The organism is Ruficoccus sp. ZRK36 (genome assembly GCF_019603315.1).
Taxonomy (GTDB): Bacteria; Verrucomicrobiota; Verrucomicrobiia; order Opitutales; family Cerasicoccaceae; genus Ruficoccus.
In genome coordinates this window covers 1,624,476-1,642,837 of the sequence record NZ_CP080649.1, presented here as the reverse complement: position 1 = coordinate 1,642,837, position 18,362 = coordinate 1,624,476, and the positions used below count along the sequence as shown (strand labels likewise).

The following is an 18,362-nucleotide window of genomic DNA, read 5'->3' as shown; positions in this document are numbered from 1 at the left end:
GGGGAATGCCGGGAAGTAGCGAGGTCATGATTCGATGGCTCCCAGGATGGGGTTCGACTCGGCGTCATGCCTGCTCGCCAGATCGAAGACCCGGCTCATCATACGCGCCGTCCAGATCGCATCGCTCAGGCCACAGAGCGGCTGTGTGTCGCCGCCGCCGGCCAGCCGACAAAAGGCTGCCGCCTGCTGCACAAAACCGCGCGCGTACGCCATGCCGGCGGCGTCATCCACGGCGATATCGAGGCGCAAGGCTTCACGCTGCCCCGCCTGGCAAGTGCTGAGGCTCAGTTGGGTATCGGCCGTACCGGGGTACTCTAGACGCACCGCTTGATCCTGCCCAAAGGCTTCATAGGCCTCCAGACTAAAGCCACTTCTGGGGCGGCCATCCAGCTCGACCACCGTGTTCTTTCCCGCGCGGAAACGCGCCTGCAGGGCGGAGGACAACTGCGAGCGTTCATCCCGCACAGGCAGACGGCAGGCCCGATCCAGTTGGAGATCACCCAGGCACTGGTGCATAAAATCCAGCATGTGAACGAACGTGTCTTCGTAAAAGATGGCTTCCTTGCGGCTGCGTCGCCACAGCCGCGCACGCACGCTGTAGACGTCCGGGATACCCGCTAACTGGGCGCGGAACCGATCGGCCAGCGGCTGAAAGCGGCGGTTAAATCCCACCTGTACCGGTCTGCCCAGACGGTTCGCCAGCGCATCCACTTCCTCGATCTCCTCCGGCCGGGATGACACCGGCTTCTCCACGAACACGGCCAGCGAACGCTCCAAGGCGTATTGCACCAAAGGAACGGTCGCCGGCGGGTGTGTAAGGATATAGACGGCGTCCAGCGCCTGCTCATCCATCATCTGCCGGGCATCCCGGTACACGTGAGCAGAGGCGAATTTACCATGAGCTTCCGAGAGGCGCTCGGGATCAATATCGCACAGAGCAGCCACCGAGACCGGCCACCCTCTTTTCTGCAATAGATCAAGCGCAAGCAGATGCGAGGTCCGCGCGACCCAGCCCAGGCCGACGATCCCGACCCGAAGCGGGCCGCACATCTGCCCTGTCAGGGGCAGGCGCTTTTCCAGTTCGTCAAGCCCGACCGGGCTGTGCTGAGCAGTTCCAGACGGGAGGCAATGGGAGGACATGGGGTTCACGATGGAGTGAAGCTACGCTCCCCCACTCTGTGCCTCAATTTATGATTTACTCGCCCAGTAGAGCGCATTTAAACTCACCTTAGAATGACCCGCACGGAGCGTCCCACTCAGAAGCAAATTGCGCAAATGGCCGGCGTCCACCGCTCGACCGTGTCGCTGGTATTCCGAAACCATCCGAGTATCCCGGACGGGACCCGCGAGCGCATCCTGGCCATTGCGAACAAGCTCGGCTACACCCCTGACCCGATGCTGGCCGCGCTCGCTGCCTACCGCAAACGGCAGCACCCCTCCGACTATAAGGCCACCGTGGTCTGGCTCGTCAAAGACCAGAAGATCTACGACTGGCGAGACACCCCGATGTTTGTGGAGTACTACGAGGGCGCCTACGCGCGGCTGGCTCAGTACGGCTACAAGCTAGAGATATTCGAGCTGAACACGAAGGAAATTTCGCCCCGCCGGGTCGCATCCATCTTCCGCTCGCGCAACATTCCCGGCATTTTGCTCTGCCCGCAGCCGACGCCCAATGTCCACCTCGATTTTCCCTGGGAGCATTTCTCCAGTGTCACTTTTGGCTACACGCTGGTCGAGCCGCAGTTGCACGTCGTCGCCGCCTCGCAGTACCGCGCCAACCGCGTGACCATGATGGAGCTCAAAAAGCGGGGCTACAAACGCATCGGCTTTACCTACAACGGCGAGTTCAACCGGCGCACCGACCACAACTACATGGCCGGCTACCTGGTCGAAACCATCGAGGAGGACTACAAACGCCTGGTTGTCCCGCCGCTGGTGTCGCCAATCCGCGAAAGGCCCGAGGAACTGCTCAAATGGTGCCGCCGCTACAAAGTCGATGCGATCGTCACCCCGGATTCCCAAATCCTCGAAGTGGCCGAACGCTGCGGGCTGTCCTGTCCTGAAGATATCGGAATCGCCTGCACCCCGCTGTATAAACCGGACGGCAAGCTGTCGGGCTATTATGAGCACTCGATCCACACCGGCGAGGCCGCCGCCGACTTCCTGATTGCCATGATTCAGCGCGGCGAGCGCGGCATCCCGAAAATCCCCCACCGCCTGCACATCGACGGTATCTGGTGCCCGGGCTCTACCCTGCGCCCCCTCACCCGGCAAAAGTCGCAGAAAGCGGGTTCAGCCGCGTGACGACAGTCCGGTAGAGCTTCTGGAGTCCCCGGCTTATCGACATGGAGTGTTGGCACTCACTTCGAGTACGACATCCTCCGCCAGACAGTCTGGAGGTGCAACAAGCTTAGTCGCTGGACGGGACGGCTTCGGGGCGGACCATAGATCGCGCCGATGGTCTTTCCTGTTCCCGAGGAAGGCATTCCCCTTGAACCACCTACGCAAACTGTACCGCGTTGATAGTTAGCATGAGCGGATTAATGATGTGATCAAAAGTTGGGTTTAGAGGGAGTGAAGGCTTGCGCGGAAGAAGGGCATAGCCCGGGTGAATGCGTGACAGGACCCCGTTCAGCTCCGACGGGCGGCTTCGTTCTGGTGCTGTTCCCGGTAGGCTCCGGGGGCGATGCATGATATTAAACCGCATCTAAATACAGATTTACAATGGCTGGCTCAGAATGGGGTGATGGCTGAGAGCAACTCGTCAACCGTTCCAGTTGCCAGCGCGACAACAGTGTCAGCCGCGCCATAATACATCTTCACGGAGCCTTCCTCTTCGGCGATCATCCCACCGGGGAATATGACAGACCCTCGAAACCCTTCGGTTTCATACGATTCCTCCGACGTCAGGAGTGGCGTTTGAGACATTCCGATTACCTTGTACGGTTTTTCCAAATCCAATAACATTAAACCGGCTACATATTCCTTCGTCCATGGTTCCGGGCTCCAGCCACACAGGGGCTTGTTTTCATTTTTGATCACCGCATGAAACGCGGCTAACCAGCCTTTTTCCGTTCGGATGGGAGGCGCACCGGGACCGATTTTACAATTGGAAAAAGGAACTTGTTCTGCGGCGAGGAGTAACCGATGCTCGCCCCAATGCCTGCCGTCTGGAGATGAGCTATACCAGATGTCAAAAGATTCTTTACCCCCGGTGTAATAAAGGGGGAAAGGGCGATCCAACCGCAGGAAGTTTCCATTCACCCTTTCCGGGAAGAGAACCATATTTCGGTTTTCCGGTAACGTGATGTGGAGCAAATCCCATCTACCCAGGTCGGACGTTTTTGCAATGAGGCCACGTATCCCGTGTTTGGTATCGAGGGCGGCACAAAGATAAATCTCCCCATCAATAATCGTAATACGGGGGTCGTAGATACGGACGATTTCTTCTCTGGGGAAGTGATTGGTATATTGCCCAACGAGGAGCTCATGCATGCTCTCACTGTCAAAAATTGGATCTGGAGCCACCTTCCAATTAAATCCGTCGTCGCTCTGTGCGACCCCAATCTTCGTTCGCTGATCAACAGGACGCTCCCTGGGGCCTGAATCCGTTCGGAACAGCATCAAATAGCGGTCGCCCTGCTTGCAGATGCCCGCATTAAAAACGGACATGCAGTCCCATGGAATATTATCCTCGTGCAGGACGGGATTGTTCGGATAGCGCTTAAGTAAGCTCATATTGGAAACTCAATCAATGAGGGCCGGGTGTTGTGATCATTCATTTATCCGAAGCGCACTTCGACAATAAGCGCGTCAGGCTCGGATAAAGCTGTTCATCAAGACGGGCATAACCTTCGGCGTTTGGGTGAATGCGATCGGGGCGGTAAAGCTCCAAATCGACCACGCCAAGGTCATCGGTAAATGCGCCTGTGATATCGAGAAAAACGACGTTGGGCAGTTCAAGCTCTGCCAGGTGCTGGGTTAAATCGATGACTCTATCGTTCTTGGCGGCTGCCCCCAGTGGCGGAGGTGACAGCAATAACGTCGTTGCTCCCGGCGCCAGTTGCTGGATGCGCGTTATGATGGCCTTGATGCCTTCGATGATTTCGACGGAATCTGCCTTCGAATTCAGGATATTATTTGTGCCAATCATGAGCACAATGATTCTGGGGGCATGATTCCCCAGAGCTCCGTGGTCGAGGCGCCAAAGAATCTGGCGCGTGCTGTCACCACCGATCCCCAGGTCGATCGCGTTCATCGCCTTGTAGTGACTATCCCACTGGGATCGTCCTTGCTCCAGCCAGCCCTTGGTTATGGAATCCCCCAGAAAGACAATCTCCGCGTCCTGGGCCTGCGCTGCTCTTGTTAAGCGCTGGTGAGCGCTGAGCCATGCATTCGGGTTGGAAAGCTTAGACCAATATCCCCAGGCAGGATCATCGGCGCTGCCCGGAGGCGGCGGTCCCGAAGTCGTATTATCCTCTGCGCGTGCGGTGGCAGAGGATAAATGCAAAATCATTGACCCGAGAAGTACCAGTATGATGAGTGTTTTTGACATAATGCAAAGACATGAGCTCGTTGGCGTGCGGAGCCTAGAGTTCGGTCAATGTGATATTATCCAGGTAAATAGTCCCGTGGCCTCCCGATTTCAGGGTGAAATTCAGATTTGTAATTGGAGAACCTTGCAGGGAGTTGGCCGCCCCAGCATCATCAGCGATTAATTGGCCGTTGAGCCATATGTCCATGCGTCCGGCCGCGACGGTACCGCCGTCGTAGTTGAGAACAGTGCTATCCGAACGGTTGTTGAAAACCAAGACGAGCGCGTTGCGCGCATTCGTCGGATAGCTTCCCAACATCGGCAGATCTCGAGGGGGGTTGACGTGGGGGCCTTCAGCCGGGCACAAGAAACCGGTTCCATCTCCTTTGTTCAGCAGAATAAAGCCAAAGACCGTTCTGGAGTTGCTGGCGCCCCCTACGCAGAGGCGAAAGACCCAGTTGCTCGAACTCCCCTGCCCCGGATCATAAAAATCAAGACTCAGCTTACCGGCCATCATACGTACTCCACTGGTACGCTCAACTGGCACGGTTGCATCTGCAATCGTATCGCTAAACGCACCATAGAGATTGTCGGGGCCCTGGCCGAATATCTGATTCGTGTCGTCTTGGCGGACGAATGCAGTTATTCCGTTATTCGGATTGTTTATGGCTTGCGCCCATTTTGTTGATTTCCCTTCTGGAATAACGGCATCAGGAGCATACTGGCCATGCCCTTCCGCCGGGCTGAAATTTTCTTGGTAAACGTCTTGGGAATATCCTGACTGGATAGAAACCAGGGTCCCCACGAGGATGGGCAAAACAAAGCTTTTAATCATGCGCCCATCTATGCGCCTTGCTGGAGGTAGCGACAACCATCCTTCAGCTCATACTGATGAGTCGACGTTTATTCGCTCTTCGCATCGTTGATCGTTTTCCAAACCGTCTTGGGATCGAGCAGATAGGAGGCTTTGTCGTCCCTGATTTTGCGCAATGTTTCGCCTTCCTGCCAGATCGCATCAACCAGGATGCTAATCGGCTTCAGAGGGATCCCTTTCTCGCCGCGGTTGATTTGCTCACTGAGCATACGGAGCGCAACTTCGCCAATGTAAAAACTGTCCTCGACGGCACCGCTTACGGGCAATCTCCTGTCGCCTAGCGACGGACAGGCAACACCCAATTCTTCAGGAATCTTGATATTTAGCTCACTGAGCTTCTTCATGCCCGTGTAGCGGCCAGTGATAATTGCCTCCAGGCGGTTCTTTCGAATCCAGTCCGTCAACACATCGCTGTCACTCCATTCCGATTCCAGGGGAAAATGCTGAAGGCCGTGTAACGCAAGTTCCGTATAATAGGCGGCGAGGAAGGCATTATCGACTTTTTCATTGTGCGTCGGAGAGAGCGAGAAGCCGATCCGCTTGTAGCCCAGATCAATCAACTTACGGATGGTAAGCACTGTGGCTTTGTAGTGTGAGCTTGTTACCAGACTGAAATGCGGGCTCGCGAGGGTATAGCCAAAGGTAATGACGCTGAAATCCTGCCATGGAAAATCCAAGCTCGAGTTGGGTCTTGGCTGTGGGCAGAGCAACAGGCTGCTAATATTCCGCGCTTTCAGTATTCCGGCAAGACGGGTACGTGTCATGCCGGCCTCATCTAATTGAAAGGGTTCGACATGGAAACCGAGTTCGCTCCCCGCCTTTTTAGCCCCCTTGTAGTATTCATTGAACTGCGGCACATCGGTCCACCATTTATTCTTTCCGTTATGAGAGCTGTAAAGCCAGGCAACGGTTCCATGCAGTGTAGCCGGACGCAGGCGCGTTCGATAATTGGCCAGTGCGGACAGCATTGGGTCCGGGGTGTAGCCGAGTCTTAGGGCTGCATCCCGAATCTTTTGTTTGGTCGCTTGAGGGATGCTGCTATGGTTTTTGAGTGCCAATGACACGCTTGACTGGTCCACCCCGGCTTCGCGGGCAACGTCTCGTTGGGTTATCCGTAATTTCTCAGCCATCGCTCATAAGTATGAGTGACGTCTGGGTAGTGTCAATGAATCAAAAAGTTCAGGCTAGCACAATGCCCCCTCCAAGCACAAATCTACGTTATGCATTTAGCTTACTGGAGTTGCTTGTGACGATTGCCGTGGTTGCGATCCTGTCTTCGATACTGGTCGTCAGCTTGAGCCACGTTCGCCAAATGGCGAACATTGCCACGTGCAGTTCAAGTATGCGTCAGATCCACACTGCCACCATGCTCTACGCCGGAGAGCATACAAATAAGCTGCCGGGCCCGTTATGGTCTGCCCAGCAAGCGTGGTACCGCGCCCCCGAATATATCAGGGACGGCGTGTTGCTGAATTACATTGCCCCCTATCTGGATCTGCCGGGAGGGACCTCGACACCTCAGCGAGCTGATATCTTTCTTTGTCCCGCGTGGGCCGATCAAGAGGGGGAGACTGTTGCCGAAAACCCAAGCGCACGGGTCTATGCGGTCCAATACAGAGTTACATTAATGAATGGTGAATCCATCCGCCCTTTCGGTTATGCCGGTGGAAGCTCTACCACTCCCCCCGCCACTTTGCATGAATTAGATAATCCGGGGCAGCAAGTCATGCTTTTTGATTTGGATGCAGATGTAGTCTCATCCTACCGAGGAAATTCTCTTGCGGCACAGCACCCAGTCCATGGGGGGAAGCGAAATTACCTGTTCTTTGATGGCCATGTCGAATGCTTAAAGGAGCACATATAGGGTTATTAATGAGCGTTCGTTTAGGGAAATAACTAAGTATGTATTCAGCCTTGAAATGCTGTGCTTTCGTATGTCCGTGGCTACTCGTGACGATGTTTAATCTCCTGCAAGCTGTATCGGAAGTCCAAGTGTCGCTGACATTGGCAACGCCAAATATAGACGGCCATCTGGACGAAGCGATCTGGTCCGAGGCTGCCTTGCTTACGTCTCAGAACATCCATCCAGGCCCGTCGGGATCTCCCGACTGAGTGCTTCTTCGGAACTATATTTTTCATTATGAGCATGTTTAAATCAATTATCATTGCGGCTGTATTTTTGATGCAATTGCCGCTTTACGCGGAGCATCCCTTTATACTTGTCCGAGAGCAGGATTATACCGACTTACAGGAGCGGGCTGAGTATGAGCCATGGAAAAGCCTGAAGCACAAGGCGCTGGAGGATGCGTCTTCCCTAAAGTTCAACAGCGCGGAGTCCTACAAGCACCGCGCAAGGACGCTCTCGACTATTATGAGTGTGAATGCATTGGCCTATATTTTGGACGAGCCGAATCGACAGACCTATCTTGAGCATATCATTCAGGGGATTGAAATTTGGGACAAAAGCACACCGGGCAACCTGAGGGACGAACTCAACGGCGCAAAATGGGATACCACCGTGCCCCCGGGAGCAGCCTTTATGAACTCAGTTCTCGCGTTGGATATCGTTTATAACGACCTGACTGAGGACCAGATAAAAAGGGCGGAGAGCCTGCTGAGTGACGTTGCTGATTATTTTAATAACACTAATCCCGCCTGGAAAATCAGTAATGATGCCGTCCGTGGCGTTTGGGCATTGTATGACAACAACCCTGATGCGTTCGACGCGGCCAAAACAGCTTACCGTACGCATATGTCATCGTACCTCTCAGAGGACGGAGTGTTTTTGGATGGGCCGGGGTATGCCTTAGCCCGTCTGACCAATGTTGATAGAGAGCAAAAGCACCTCTTTATGGATATTTTGGAATATCAGGGCGCTGATCATTGGTATGATGATCCGCAGATGGTCGCCTGTTATGAGTGGATGACAGGCTCTGCCTTAAGCCCAACGAAACAGAATTGGACTTTTGGAGACACAGCCCCGGAACGATTCATTAGCTCAAACAAATCGGGGCTTTTGAGAGCAGGTTCCTTTTCAGCCACCGCCGGTGCTTATGCCAGAGCGCTCCAAGCGCCTGAGAGTGCACCCGGACGACTCTCCACATACCTCACGTACAATCCGCACAGCAATGGATCGGAGGCTTCAAGTCGGATATATACGGATGGCGGCGCCTTCTTCCGCGAGAGGAACGGAGAGGACCATGCCCTTGCGGCGGCACTTTGGAATACAAAAACAGCGGGTGATCACGCCCATTTCGACGTGAATTCAATCACATTGGCCGGATATGGAAGCTTGCTGATGGCTAATTCCGGCTACAATGGATGGGGCCGCCCCTACAAAGGGTTCAGCTGGGATTACATCAAAAAGCGCGCGGTGTCATCCAACACCGTGCTTATTGATTACTCAGTCGGCGAAGACCGGCAGCCTTCGACGTTGAACAATCATGTTCAGCGTCACGGGAGCGGGATCACCTCGGGATTCACCGCGGCGGATTTTGACTACGCATCCGCCAGCTCAGGAAATGCGATCCCAAACGGCACACAGAATCGCGCTTTAGCATTCGTGCATTCCCAGGACGGAATGGGCGGCTATTTTGTGCTTTGGGACACTGTGGTCGCCAAAGAGGCGGGAGCGTACGCGAATGTCATTTTCCATCCATACTCCGCCAATTACACAGTACTTGATGACGGGTGTGCCTACCAATGGGATATGGCCGGGGAAAATCACCCGAAACTATCAATCCATTTTGGGACGGAAGCGGATTCGGTTGAGTTTCACGATGGCGCTACTGCATCATTTTCATGGAAGGAGGGGCTTGTAGGGAAGTATCTCAAGGCAAACTTCTTAACATCGGACACGGATGCACATGCATCCATTTTAAGTGTTTTATATCCTTCGGATGATGCCTATCCCGAACCTCCGATCGCGAGAATTGAGGGCGACCATTATTCAGGCCTGACCATAGGGCATCATCCGGGCGTGGTGGACTATGTCATCAATGCTGATGAAACGGCTGAACCCTGCAACATCGACGACATCACCTTGCAGGCAGATCAGGCATTATTTCGGAAGGACCATGGGAAGCTAAAATGGTTTTTTGCAAAAGGAGTTAAACTGTTGGACAATAGCGGGACGTTTGGGTTTTCGAGTGAAAAAAGTGCTCTCGTTTACATAAAGGCAGATTCCGGGCGTGTTGAACTTGGCGAGCCCAGTGTAATGACATTCTACCGGCCCAAGACAAAAAGCATTCTTTTGGATGGGAAGGTGGTGCCAGTCGGAGAACCCGATGATGGAGGCATGCGTCTGCTTGTGCCAGCCGGTAAGCATAGTCTGTATTTCGCAGAGTCGCCGTTGATACGCCTGAACGGCGATGCGCGTCCAGATTTCTTCAAGTCTCTCGCCGAAGGGAAGAAGCAGACGGTCGTGTTTTATGGAACCAGTCTGACGGTGACCGGCGAATGGACACGCGCAATGGCACAGTGGTTTGAGAAACGGTATCCAGGGCAAGTGACGACGATCAATGCAGGCGGTTCAGGCCAGAACTCGGACTGGGGCCTGGGGCACGTCCAGAAGCGCGTCATCGAGCACGATCCCGACCTGGTCGTTATCGAATTCGCCTATAACGATGCGCATGAAAAATTCCAGATGCCCATCGAGAGAGGTTTATCCAATCTTGATGCCATCGTCAGCCGTATCCGGGCGAACAACCCGGACGTGACCATTGTTCTCCAGACGATGAATGATGGCTGGGATGCGCCGAACGGGAACCGCAGCCGCTCTGTGCGGCCGCAGCTTGAAGCATACAATCAGAATTATCGAATCTACGCCGACAAGAACGGCTACGACCTTCTGGATCACTTCATTGTGTGGCATGCGCTAAAGCTTTATGAGCCGCAAAAGTATCAAGAATATGTTCCCGATGGCAGCCATCCGAACAAAGAAGGGAGTCTCCTTTATACCTGGCCCCTTATGAAGTCCTGGCTGGAAGAAAAATCACATTAACATGCCGCGCTGACTGATGAATACGATTTTTCCATAAATGAAAAAACCGCGATCCATATTCTTATTGGATACAAGAGCCAAATCGCGAATTTATAGTGATGATGACTGCCTTCGCATTCATGAGCTAACACAAAACGATAGAAAAACATATTCTGAAGAACTTGTTTTGAGCTCTCCGTCTGCTTTTGGAGATGTGGAAATCATATTCTCCGGATGGGGTGCTCCCGTTCTGTCGGAAGATTTGTTGAATGCTTTCCCGAACTTGAAGGCTTTCTTTTACGGAGCTGGCAGTGTGCGCAAACTGGCAACCCCCGCCTTCTGGCAGCGGGACATACTGCTGACCAGCGCCTACCAGGCGAACGCCATTCCCGTTGCGGAATATACGGTGGCATCTGCCATTTTTGCGCTCAAGCAGGCATGGCGGCTGAATAGAAACCTGGCAAACGGCCAGGCAGTTGACGAAACAGAAAAGATCAAAGGCGTTTATTTTGGGTCAAAAGTTGGGGTAATCTCATTGGGGGCTATTGGCCAACTGGTTTGCCAGAAGCTTCAGCATATGGATTTGGATGTCTACGCTTACGATCCATATGCCGACGCATCGTTATTTGAATCGTGCTGCGCGAAACGCGTTGATCATTTGGAGACCATCTTTTCGGAGTGTGACGTGGTCACGCTACACACGCCTTGGCTACGAGAGACAGAGAATATGATAACGGGGTCCCTGCTTCAGTTGATGCCGACAGGAGCGTGCTTTATCAATACTTCACGGGGAGCTATCGTTCGCGAATCGGAGATGATCGAAGTGCTGCGCAAACGAGCGGATATTTTTGCCGTCATCGATGTGATTAGAAACGAGAGCACGTACCACCTGAGCGAACTGGCAACAATGCCCAACGTCTTTCTAACCCCGCATATCGCTGGCTCCAATGGATATGAGTGCCACCGGATGGGTAGTTTGGCCGTGGAAGAATGTCGTCGATTCCTGAGCGGGAAGCCGCCCCAGTGTCCGATCACAGAGGCGGGCGTTGCCTTGATGGCCTGAGTTCCATTGCGCGCCCAGAGGGCCGGAACTCAACTCCATCTACGTTTTTGAGGCATAGTACCGCCCTCAGGCGGTTTGCGCAGATGCCAAATCCGATACGCAGTATCGAAAGTGTAGCCCCCGGCTTTTAGCAGGGGGAAGAGGCCCCGGGGAAGGCCCTCCATGTCATGTGCGGCCACGCACCGTGGGACCCGGGGAGCTGCGCGTGCGCACCCCCAAGACGCAGCCGATGATAGGCGTATGCCTCGGGGGCTGGCGGGTATTACCGTCTGCGGCGGCGAACCAGGATGAATGCCAGAGCACTGCAGCCACTCAGCAGGGAAAACGTTCCCAGTTCTGGTATTTGGGTGAGGCTTAGGTCGCTGAATTGTGCACTGCTAGGAGTATCGTTAAAGGAGAACCCAATCTGGGAAAAACTATAGTCTGACTTGTAAGTATAAGAAAAACCGTATGAATCCCCGCCATCGCTAGAGAAGGAAACCGTCCCGAAGTCGTCTATGCCGTTATACGTGCGCAGATCCAGAAGGATGGAAAAGGTGACCGAACCACTGGAGAGATCGCCAGGGTCATCAGAATTCGTACTTCCCGGTCCTGCGAAATAGTTTGTAGCATCAACGTCTACGGCTCTTTGTATCGCCGTCCCCAGCCCCCGGGACTTAGTAAAGAATGCCTCCCCGACTAACATCGTACCATCGAAAAATCCCAGAGAGACGAATCGCCCCGATTGGCTCCCCCCTGTGATTTCAACAGTAGCACTGAGTTTAAAGAGGGCATCGCTGTTGCCCTTGCTGTCGTTGATATAACTTCCAATGTTAAGGAAAGCGGAGCCGTCAAAATTGCCTTGCGTCGTGGAAGTCAGTGATCCGTCTGCCCAAAAGTTGCCCTCGGTGCCGGTCTTTGCCAGCCAAGTTGCGCTACCACCGGAGTCGGTCAGCAGGGTATTAAAATAGGTTGCGGATTCTCCGTTCAAGTTGGAGGTGGCTGAACCACCAAAGGTGTCCTCCAGCAGGAGTTGAGCCGACGCAACGGAAAGCGAAGCGAATACAACAAGAGTGGATATGTAGAATGTCTTAATGCCAGATTTCATGATCAAGTTTTTCGGGGTGAGGGTGAATATGTAAGGACCAGTATGTATGGCGTACATGCGAACACCACACACTTCACGCTCATACATATGAGCCATGGGGTGCGGTGATTGCCGATTTATCCCAAAAAATATCGCCCCGGGAATACCGCTTACCATGCCCGTTTCTCTCCCATCTTAACGGACATCAACAGCCTCAGAGCTGGGGCTCGCTCATCAGTATGAGTCGGCCTGGCATTCTCCTATCGCTATATTTGCGCAATAAAAGCCAGAGAGCCATTCTTTAGCAGAGTGGGAAAACCTGTCTTCTTGGAACCTTTTGCCGACATTCTATGCCCTCCCCTCTTTCCAACTCCCCAAGCGCCCCCCGGAAACAATGGCGCTGCGGAACCCTGACCTATACCTCCAGCGGGATATTGGTCCTTTTCATGATCCTGCTATTCGGTGACTTCTCTTGGTCCATGCGCGAACGCTCTGTCGGCCCGATGGCTCAATGGTATTTAAACAGCCTCAATGTCCCAAACCTGGTTTTCGCTTTAATTCTCAGTTCCTTCCCCGCCCTGATCGGCTTTTTCCTCGGCCCCATTATCAGCTACAAGTCGGATCGCTATCGAAGTAAATGGGGGCGGCGAATACCCTTCTTACTCGTGACGACGCCCATCGCGGCCTTTGGAATGATCGGCATCGCGGTCACCCCGTTGATCGCGGATTGGCTGCATACCCACCACTTCTCCGGACAGAGCGAATGGGTGGTTTCAGTAGCATGCTTTAGCGTATTCTGGGCGGCTTTTGAATTTGCGACGATTATAGGCCAGTCCGTCTTCGGCGGACTCATTAATGATGTGGTTCCGAAAGAACTGCTTGGTCGATTTTATGGTTTCTTCAGAGCCATCAGCCTCATCGACGGCATGTTTTTCAACTACTGGATCATGGGAGAGGTCCCATCGCACTTTACTTTGATAATGCTGATTATCGCAGTCTTTTATGGGACCTCATTCCTGTGGGTCTGCCTAAAAGTTAAGGAGGGGGACTATCCGCCACCGTCCCCTGTCACATCTAACCAACCGGGCATTTGCGGCAGGTTTTGGGCCGGAGTGAAAGAATATGTCCGAGACTGCTATACCAACCCCTACTATCTTGCGATCTTCGCAATGATCATGTTCTCCCTGGTTGCCATCAGTTCGGTAAACATCTTCGCGCTTCCCTACGCCAAAAGTCTCGACATCGACATGGACACTTACGGGGACTATCTCTCGCTCGCCTTCCTTATCTCACTTTGCCTTTCTTTTTTCCTTGGGTGGCTTGTCGACTTGTTTCACCCCTTACGCATGGTGATCATCTCGCTAACAGGCTATATGCTCGTTACCGGCTGGGGATTCATCTTTGCGAATGACCAAAAAAGTTTCCTGATCGCCTGGGTGCTTCACGGGGTCTTATCCGGATGCTTTTATACTTCCGCGGCCTCACTGGGGCAACGCCTCTACCCGCATGATAAATATGCACAGTTTTCATCCGCTCAAAGTACGCTTAACTCACCAGCGAATATTCTGATCGGGCCAATGCTCGGTTTCGTCATCGACCTTTCTGGAAACGCTTATCGCTATGCGTTTCTATGCGCTGCCCTTTTAACCATCGCTGCCCTGATCTGCAGTGCTTACGTGCTGAAGCGTTTTATTCAACTCGGAGGCACGAAAAGCTACGAAGCTCCATGAACGTAGGTGGCTGAACGATCCTGACAACACCTGGGCCCTGCTCACTGCCGACCTACCCGGTAACTTGAGCCCGAATGCTGGCTGGGTTTCGAAGCTGCTACCGGAGCCCCTGTTTGGGGACGAACGCTCGTGTCTATACCTCGACTGGCATATGTCTTTTATCCCGGATCCAGACGAGTAAGGGCCGCCTTGGGGATGAGCACACCACTCACGATCGAGCTCATGCACAGCACCAGCAGCGTGAGCCAGCGGGGCCAGTTCAGGTAGAGTGATTCAGTGTCAGGAGCGGATAAAACAGGAACAAGAGAGGGGTTTTTATGATCATTTGGAGCCAGACATAGGGCCCTGTGTAGTTACTTGTTTCTCTAAATTCCGTATGTTTATAGAGTGTTTAGTCAGGCCATATACTCGTATGGAGTTAGAGTGGATAATTCCTTGAAGGAACTCGGTGATCGGCGTCGTACCTCGCTTCATATAGATTATCTGTCCTATACAGAAAAACCATATCACTAGCAATGGGGTCGCAGCAGAGGGCTCAGATACCCACGAAAAGTCATATCGACTCACAACATAAAACGCTCATTTATGCGCCGGAGCCGTGGAGGCACGGGCAATAAAATGGCTGGGAACACTCTTTCGGACTGATGTGCTGATGCGATTTTTAGCTAATGCCCGCAGCACCGCCTGTGTCGCCATTTTGCCAACTTCTTCGAAGCCTTGATTAATAGATGCCAAAGGCGGATCACACCACTTCGCCATTTCCGTGTTTGAAAAGCCTACCACCGAAATGTCTGTGGGGACATTAACCCCCATGCTACGTGCCGTACGTATGGCCACCATGGCAATTTGGTCATTCCCGCACAGTACCGCGCTAGGAGGCGGGCCGGATTCAAGCATAGTCCGAAAGGCCACCTTTGCTTCGTCAGCAATAAAGCTCTTTTCCACAAGAAATCGCGAAGGGAGCGCTAACTTATGAATCTTAACCGCATGCAGGAAGGCATCGCGACGAGCCCTTTCAGAAGCCACCTGAGGATCGCCCCCCAAATAAGCTATTTTCCGGTGGCCCAACCCCACCAGATGCTCGATCGCTTCATGGATGCCCACACTGTCATCGGAGAGTGCGTTGGCCACTTTTCTGTGAGAAAAGCCACTTAACATAGTAGCAACTGGGATAGAGCGCGCGTGAAGACTTTCAACCAACTCACCTATCGTCTCATCCCAAACCTGAGTCACCAGGACCCCTCCCAGGCATTCTCCAATGCAAATACGAGCAATCTCGGCAGAATCCATTTTCCACTCTGTTGGGATCAGTTTGATGTGATACCCAGCCTCAGTGGCCGCATTCATGACTCCCATCAACAAGCGAAACTTGATTTCCGGCGTAGTCAATTGAGTGATAAATCCAAGCACTCGGGTTTTGCCGGTGGGCATAGCCCTGGCAATCACATTTGGGATATAGTCCAACTCACGGGCCGCCCTCTGAACCAATTCCTTGGTTTGCTTCTTTATCTTAGGTGAATCACTGAGGGCCATGGATACCGTTGAACGGGCCAGTCCTAAATAATCAGCCAATTGTTGCGACGTGATCCGCTTACGCATTGCCTTTATAGCATGCTTGCCACCGACGGCTTTCGCAACACTGAACATCGGCTGCTGGGGCGGACTGGACAACAATACCTTCTTTGGCGTAGCCTGATACTCGGTTGGCATGTAGAAATTAGGCAAGAATCAGCATGATTAAATGTGGCCGGATCGATCAAAAACGCTTCAATCACCAAACCAAAACATGTGGCCTGGGCTTCCTGCTTTCTGAGACTCGCCAGTCGTGAAAACGTCAGAAAGTTGAACCCAACTGACATGACCATCTAAATACAGGATATTCAACCCGTCGTCGTGAACTGCCTGCGCCCTCGCATCACCAGCGGGATACATGAGAGAGTAAAATACGCCTTTGCTCCTCATGGGGGCATCTGCCACACACATGGTCTGAGCAGGGTTGACTGCCTGGGGCATTTTCTCAATACCCATCGTCCCCGATTGACCTACACCTATACGCCCGTTCATGGAATAATTATTGGGAGTGGTAGAGATACTGTCACGCGCAGGGCAATAGAGTACGTCCTTGGAAATATAGTTCTCGTTGCAAAGCACTCGATACCAAGAAGGCGAGGCAGCTCCTGAAACAATGTCCTGCTGATGATCGCTGGCATAGAGTTTAAAACCGATGCCTATCTGACGGAGATTTGACAGGCATTTGGACTGCCTGGTTTGCTTTACCACACTCGGCAGGGCTAACGAAATGATCCCTGCAAGCACCGCAACGACCATCAGAGCAACGAGTATTTCTACTAACGTAAATGCTCGCTGCTGGAGCCTCATTCTGCTCTTCACTCCAACTTGCCTGTTCATGGCAGCCTATCTACGGAAGGAGTATCTTTTTCATTCAGAAATTCAATATACACAGGGTCGGTGCTTACTTCGATAGATACACGACCATCCTGAGCGGATTGATATTCCGACATGCCCATCATATTCGTCAGACGAATGCCCTGTGGAGCATCTACATTCCACGTCATCCCGTCTTCGATTCCCCAAACAACCCATACGGGCCCCTGTGGGCGCTGGAAGACGATGGCGTAGACATTGCCCGACTCATCAGGCATTCTTTTTCCCGGTCCACTAGCCTGGCCAATCATCCTTTCCAAGACAGCGTAGGCAGCATAGCCGGGCTTTGGCTGGAAATGCCCCGAGGGATTACGAAGCAGCCCCATACCCGCTCCGTACGTATCGATCAACCGCCACCAGAAAAACTTCTTTGCTCCTGCGCTGTGAGCCAAAACCATTGTCCTGACAAGCAACTTGGCCATTTCTTTTTCTGAGACAGCCTTGTGAAGAGGAGGCGGAAAACCTGGCAATGTATTGTATCCCGCTTCTCCAGCCCACAGTTCACGTGGTTTACCGGAAAGCGTTGGAGGAAAATGCGCCATCATTCTCTTTGCCGCATTCAGATCGTTAACGAGGGTATTACGCCCATATCCCGGAGAGGACTCGGGACTCCCCTTCTCGGGAGGCGACGCAGGAGGCCGATACGGATGCACATTAACAATATCAATAAGCGGACCTGCCGGAGTCTTTCCCAATTCCTTAAGCCAGCTCGCTTTGACTCCAGAAATACCCCCCATCACTGGAATCGCATGCGGGTCTGCCTCTTTGATCACCGTATAACTTTCAGCGAAAAAGTCTCCGTAGGTGGTGGGGTCCCCATCCTGCCAGTAGCTCGAGGCATTCGGTTCATTCCAAACCTCCCAGTAAGAGATTCTATCCTTGTAGCGAGTGACGGCCTCAGAAAGAAAACGTTCCCAATAATCCTTTTGCGGGCGAAACGCCCATATCCTCAACGCCTTTCCATTGTCCCCTCTCTCATTTTGCATTATCTCTTTTACTGTCTCAGGGGAATCCACGGCCCATTCAGGGCAAAGGCCCATCATCGGCAATACTCGTATCTGCGCATTTACGGCACTGTTTACAATTTGATCCATCATCCGCCAATCCACCGGCGAGTTCGGACCGTCCTGCATTTGTTGCCAGCCCACCATCAGACGAACCCACTTGGCTCCCAATCGCTTCACGGGCAAGACAGTAACAGCCGTCAACGGCGGCGCCGACCCACCGCTCCCAAAAAAATCAGACACACCGAAGTAAGAATCATCAATGGGCGCATTTGGGTTTAAGGGAGGAACAATGGCAATATCGCTCACTAACGTGGCGACCACTTTGCCACCAGCGTCTCGAACCGTAAAGAGCGTCTCAAACCATCCTATCGGATTTTCGTCATCAAATGACAGTTTCACCCTCGCCCAACATCTTCTTCCTCTAGGATTAGTATAGTCTACCATCCCCTTGCCAACCGACTTACCGAAATAATCCGTAATCGTATAATCGATGGAATAGGTGGCATCCTTATCCCCCTTATCTAATAGCAGATCTATGATCGGAGGTTCATCCGGAAAAAAGATGCTTTGAAAATGGGGACTAATCAACGATAAGCGGGTCAAACCCTCACCTGCCGCTAAGAGTGGTGTACTTCCAAATATAGCCGCCAGGCATAGTAACA

General features: G+C 52.9%; 14 protein-coding genes. 5 read left to right on the top strand and 9 right to left on the bottom strand.

Features of this window, described 5'->3' with window-relative positions; translation table 11 throughout:
- Window positions 1-24: 24 nt before the first annotated feature.
- Complete coding sequence (locus K0V07_RS07245) at window positions 25-1,140, bottom strand: Gfo/Idh/MocA family oxidoreductase (RefSeq protein WP_220623870.1); 1,116 nt, start codon at window positions 1,138-1,140, stop codon at window positions 25-27.
- 135 nt (window positions 1,141-1,275) lie between these two features.
- Between K0V07_RS07245 and K0V07_RS07240 the strand changes: the two genes are divergently transcribed.
- A complete protein-coding gene (locus tag K0V07_RS07240; RefSeq protein ID WP_220623869.1) occupies window positions 1,276-2,304 on the top strand; it encodes a LacI family DNA-binding transcriptional regulator in 1,029 nt (342 codons plus the stop codon).
- A 429-nt stretch (window positions 2,305-2,733) separates the two neighbouring features.
- On the opposite strand, the gene K0V07_RS07235 is transcribed toward K0V07_RS07240, so the two are convergent.
- The 4 genes from K0V07_RS07235 to K0V07_RS07220 form a co-directional block, all read right to left on the bottom strand.
- On the bottom strand, window positions 2,734-3,738 hold the full coding sequence (locus tag K0V07_RS07235; RefSeq protein WP_220623868.1) for a glycoside hydrolase family 130 protein: 1,005 nt from the start codon (window positions 3,736-3,738) through the stop codon (window positions 2,734-2,736).
- A gap of 40 nt (window positions 3,739-3,778) precedes the next feature.
- Window positions 3,779-4,555 (bottom strand): GDSL-type esterase/lipase family protein, encoded by a 777-nt coding sequence (locus K0V07_RS07230; RefSeq protein WP_220623867.1) that lies wholly within the window; start codon window positions 4,553-4,555, stop codon window positions 3,779-3,781.
- Window positions 4,556-4,589: 34 nt separating this feature from the next.
- Window positions 4,590-5,369, bottom strand: coding sequence for a hypothetical protein (locus K0V07_RS07225; RefSeq protein WP_220623866.1), 780 nt, complete (start codon window positions 5,367-5,369; stop codon window positions 4,590-4,592).
- A gap of 68 nt (window positions 5,370-5,437) precedes the next feature.
- On the bottom strand, window positions 5,438-6,538 hold the full coding sequence (locus K0V07_RS07220) for a LacI family DNA-binding transcriptional regulator (protein WP_220623865.1): 1,101 nt from the start codon (window positions 6,536-6,538) through the stop codon (window positions 5,438-5,440).
- 11 nt (window positions 6,539-6,549) lie between these two features.
- Between K0V07_RS07220 and K0V07_RS07215 the strand changes: the two genes are divergently transcribed.
- The 3 genes from K0V07_RS07215 (at window position 6,550) to K0V07_RS07205 (ending at window position 11,452) form a co-directional block, all read left to right on the top strand.
- Window positions 6,550-7,272, top strand: coding sequence for a prepilin-type N-terminal cleavage/methylation domain-containing protein (locus K0V07_RS07215; RefSeq protein WP_220623864.1), 723 nt, complete (start codon window positions 6,550-6,552; stop codon window positions 7,270-7,272).
- Window positions 7,273-7,548: 276 nt separating this feature from the next.
- Window positions 7,549-10,410, top strand: a complete 2,862-nt coding sequence (locus K0V07_RS07210; protein WP_220623863.1) for a GDSL-type esterase/lipase family protein — start codon at window positions 7,549-7,551, stop codon at window positions 10,408-10,410.
- A gap of 37 nt (window positions 10,411-10,447) precedes the next feature.
- Window positions 10,448-11,452, top strand: coding sequence for a hydroxyacid dehydrogenase (locus tag K0V07_RS07205; RefSeq protein WP_220623862.1), 1,005 nt, complete (start codon window positions 10,448-10,450; stop codon window positions 11,450-11,452).
- Between the two features lie 262 nt (window positions 11,453-11,714).
- On the opposite strand, the gene K0V07_RS07200 is transcribed toward K0V07_RS07205, so the two are convergent.
- Entirely contained in the window at window positions 11,715-12,635 is a 921-nt protein-coding gene (locus K0V07_RS07200) for a hypothetical protein (RefSeq protein WP_220623861.1), read from the bottom strand.
- 233 nt (window positions 12,636-12,868) lie between these two features.
- Here K0V07_RS07200 and K0V07_RS07195 point away from each other — a divergent pair, with 233 nt between their 5' ends.
- Window positions 12,869-14,248 (top strand): MFS transporter, encoded by a 1,380-nt coding sequence (locus K0V07_RS07195; RefSeq protein WP_345778163.1) that lies wholly within the window; start codon window positions 12,869-12,871, stop codon window positions 14,246-14,248.
- 579 nt (window positions 14,249-14,827) lie between these two features.
- Here K0V07_RS07195 and K0V07_RS07190 read toward each other — a convergent pair.
- The 3 genes from K0V07_RS07190 to K0V07_RS07180 are packed head-to-tail and all read right to left on the bottom strand — an operon-like array spanning window position 14,828 to window position 18,288.
- On the bottom strand, window positions 14,828-15,973 hold the full coding sequence (locus K0V07_RS07190) for a LacI family DNA-binding transcriptional regulator (RefSeq protein ID WP_220623859.1): 1,146 nt from the start codon (window positions 15,971-15,973) through the stop codon (window positions 14,828-14,830).
- Window positions 15,974-16,015: 42 nt separating this feature from the next.
- Window positions 16,016-16,657 carry a type II secretion system protein gene (locus K0V07_RS07185; RefSeq protein WP_220623858.1) on the bottom strand — a complete coding sequence of 214 codons (642 nt, stop codon included), beginning with the start codon at window positions 16,655-16,657 and terminating at the stop codon, window positions 16,016-16,018.
- Window positions 16,654-18,288, bottom strand: a complete 1,635-nt coding sequence (locus K0V07_RS07180; RefSeq protein ID WP_220623857.1) for a hypothetical protein — start codon at window positions 18,286-18,288, stop codon at window positions 16,654-16,656. The genes K0V07_RS07185 and K0V07_RS07180 overlap by 4 nt, the downstream gene beginning before the upstream one ends.
- Window positions 18,289-18,362 lie beyond the last annotated feature (74 nt).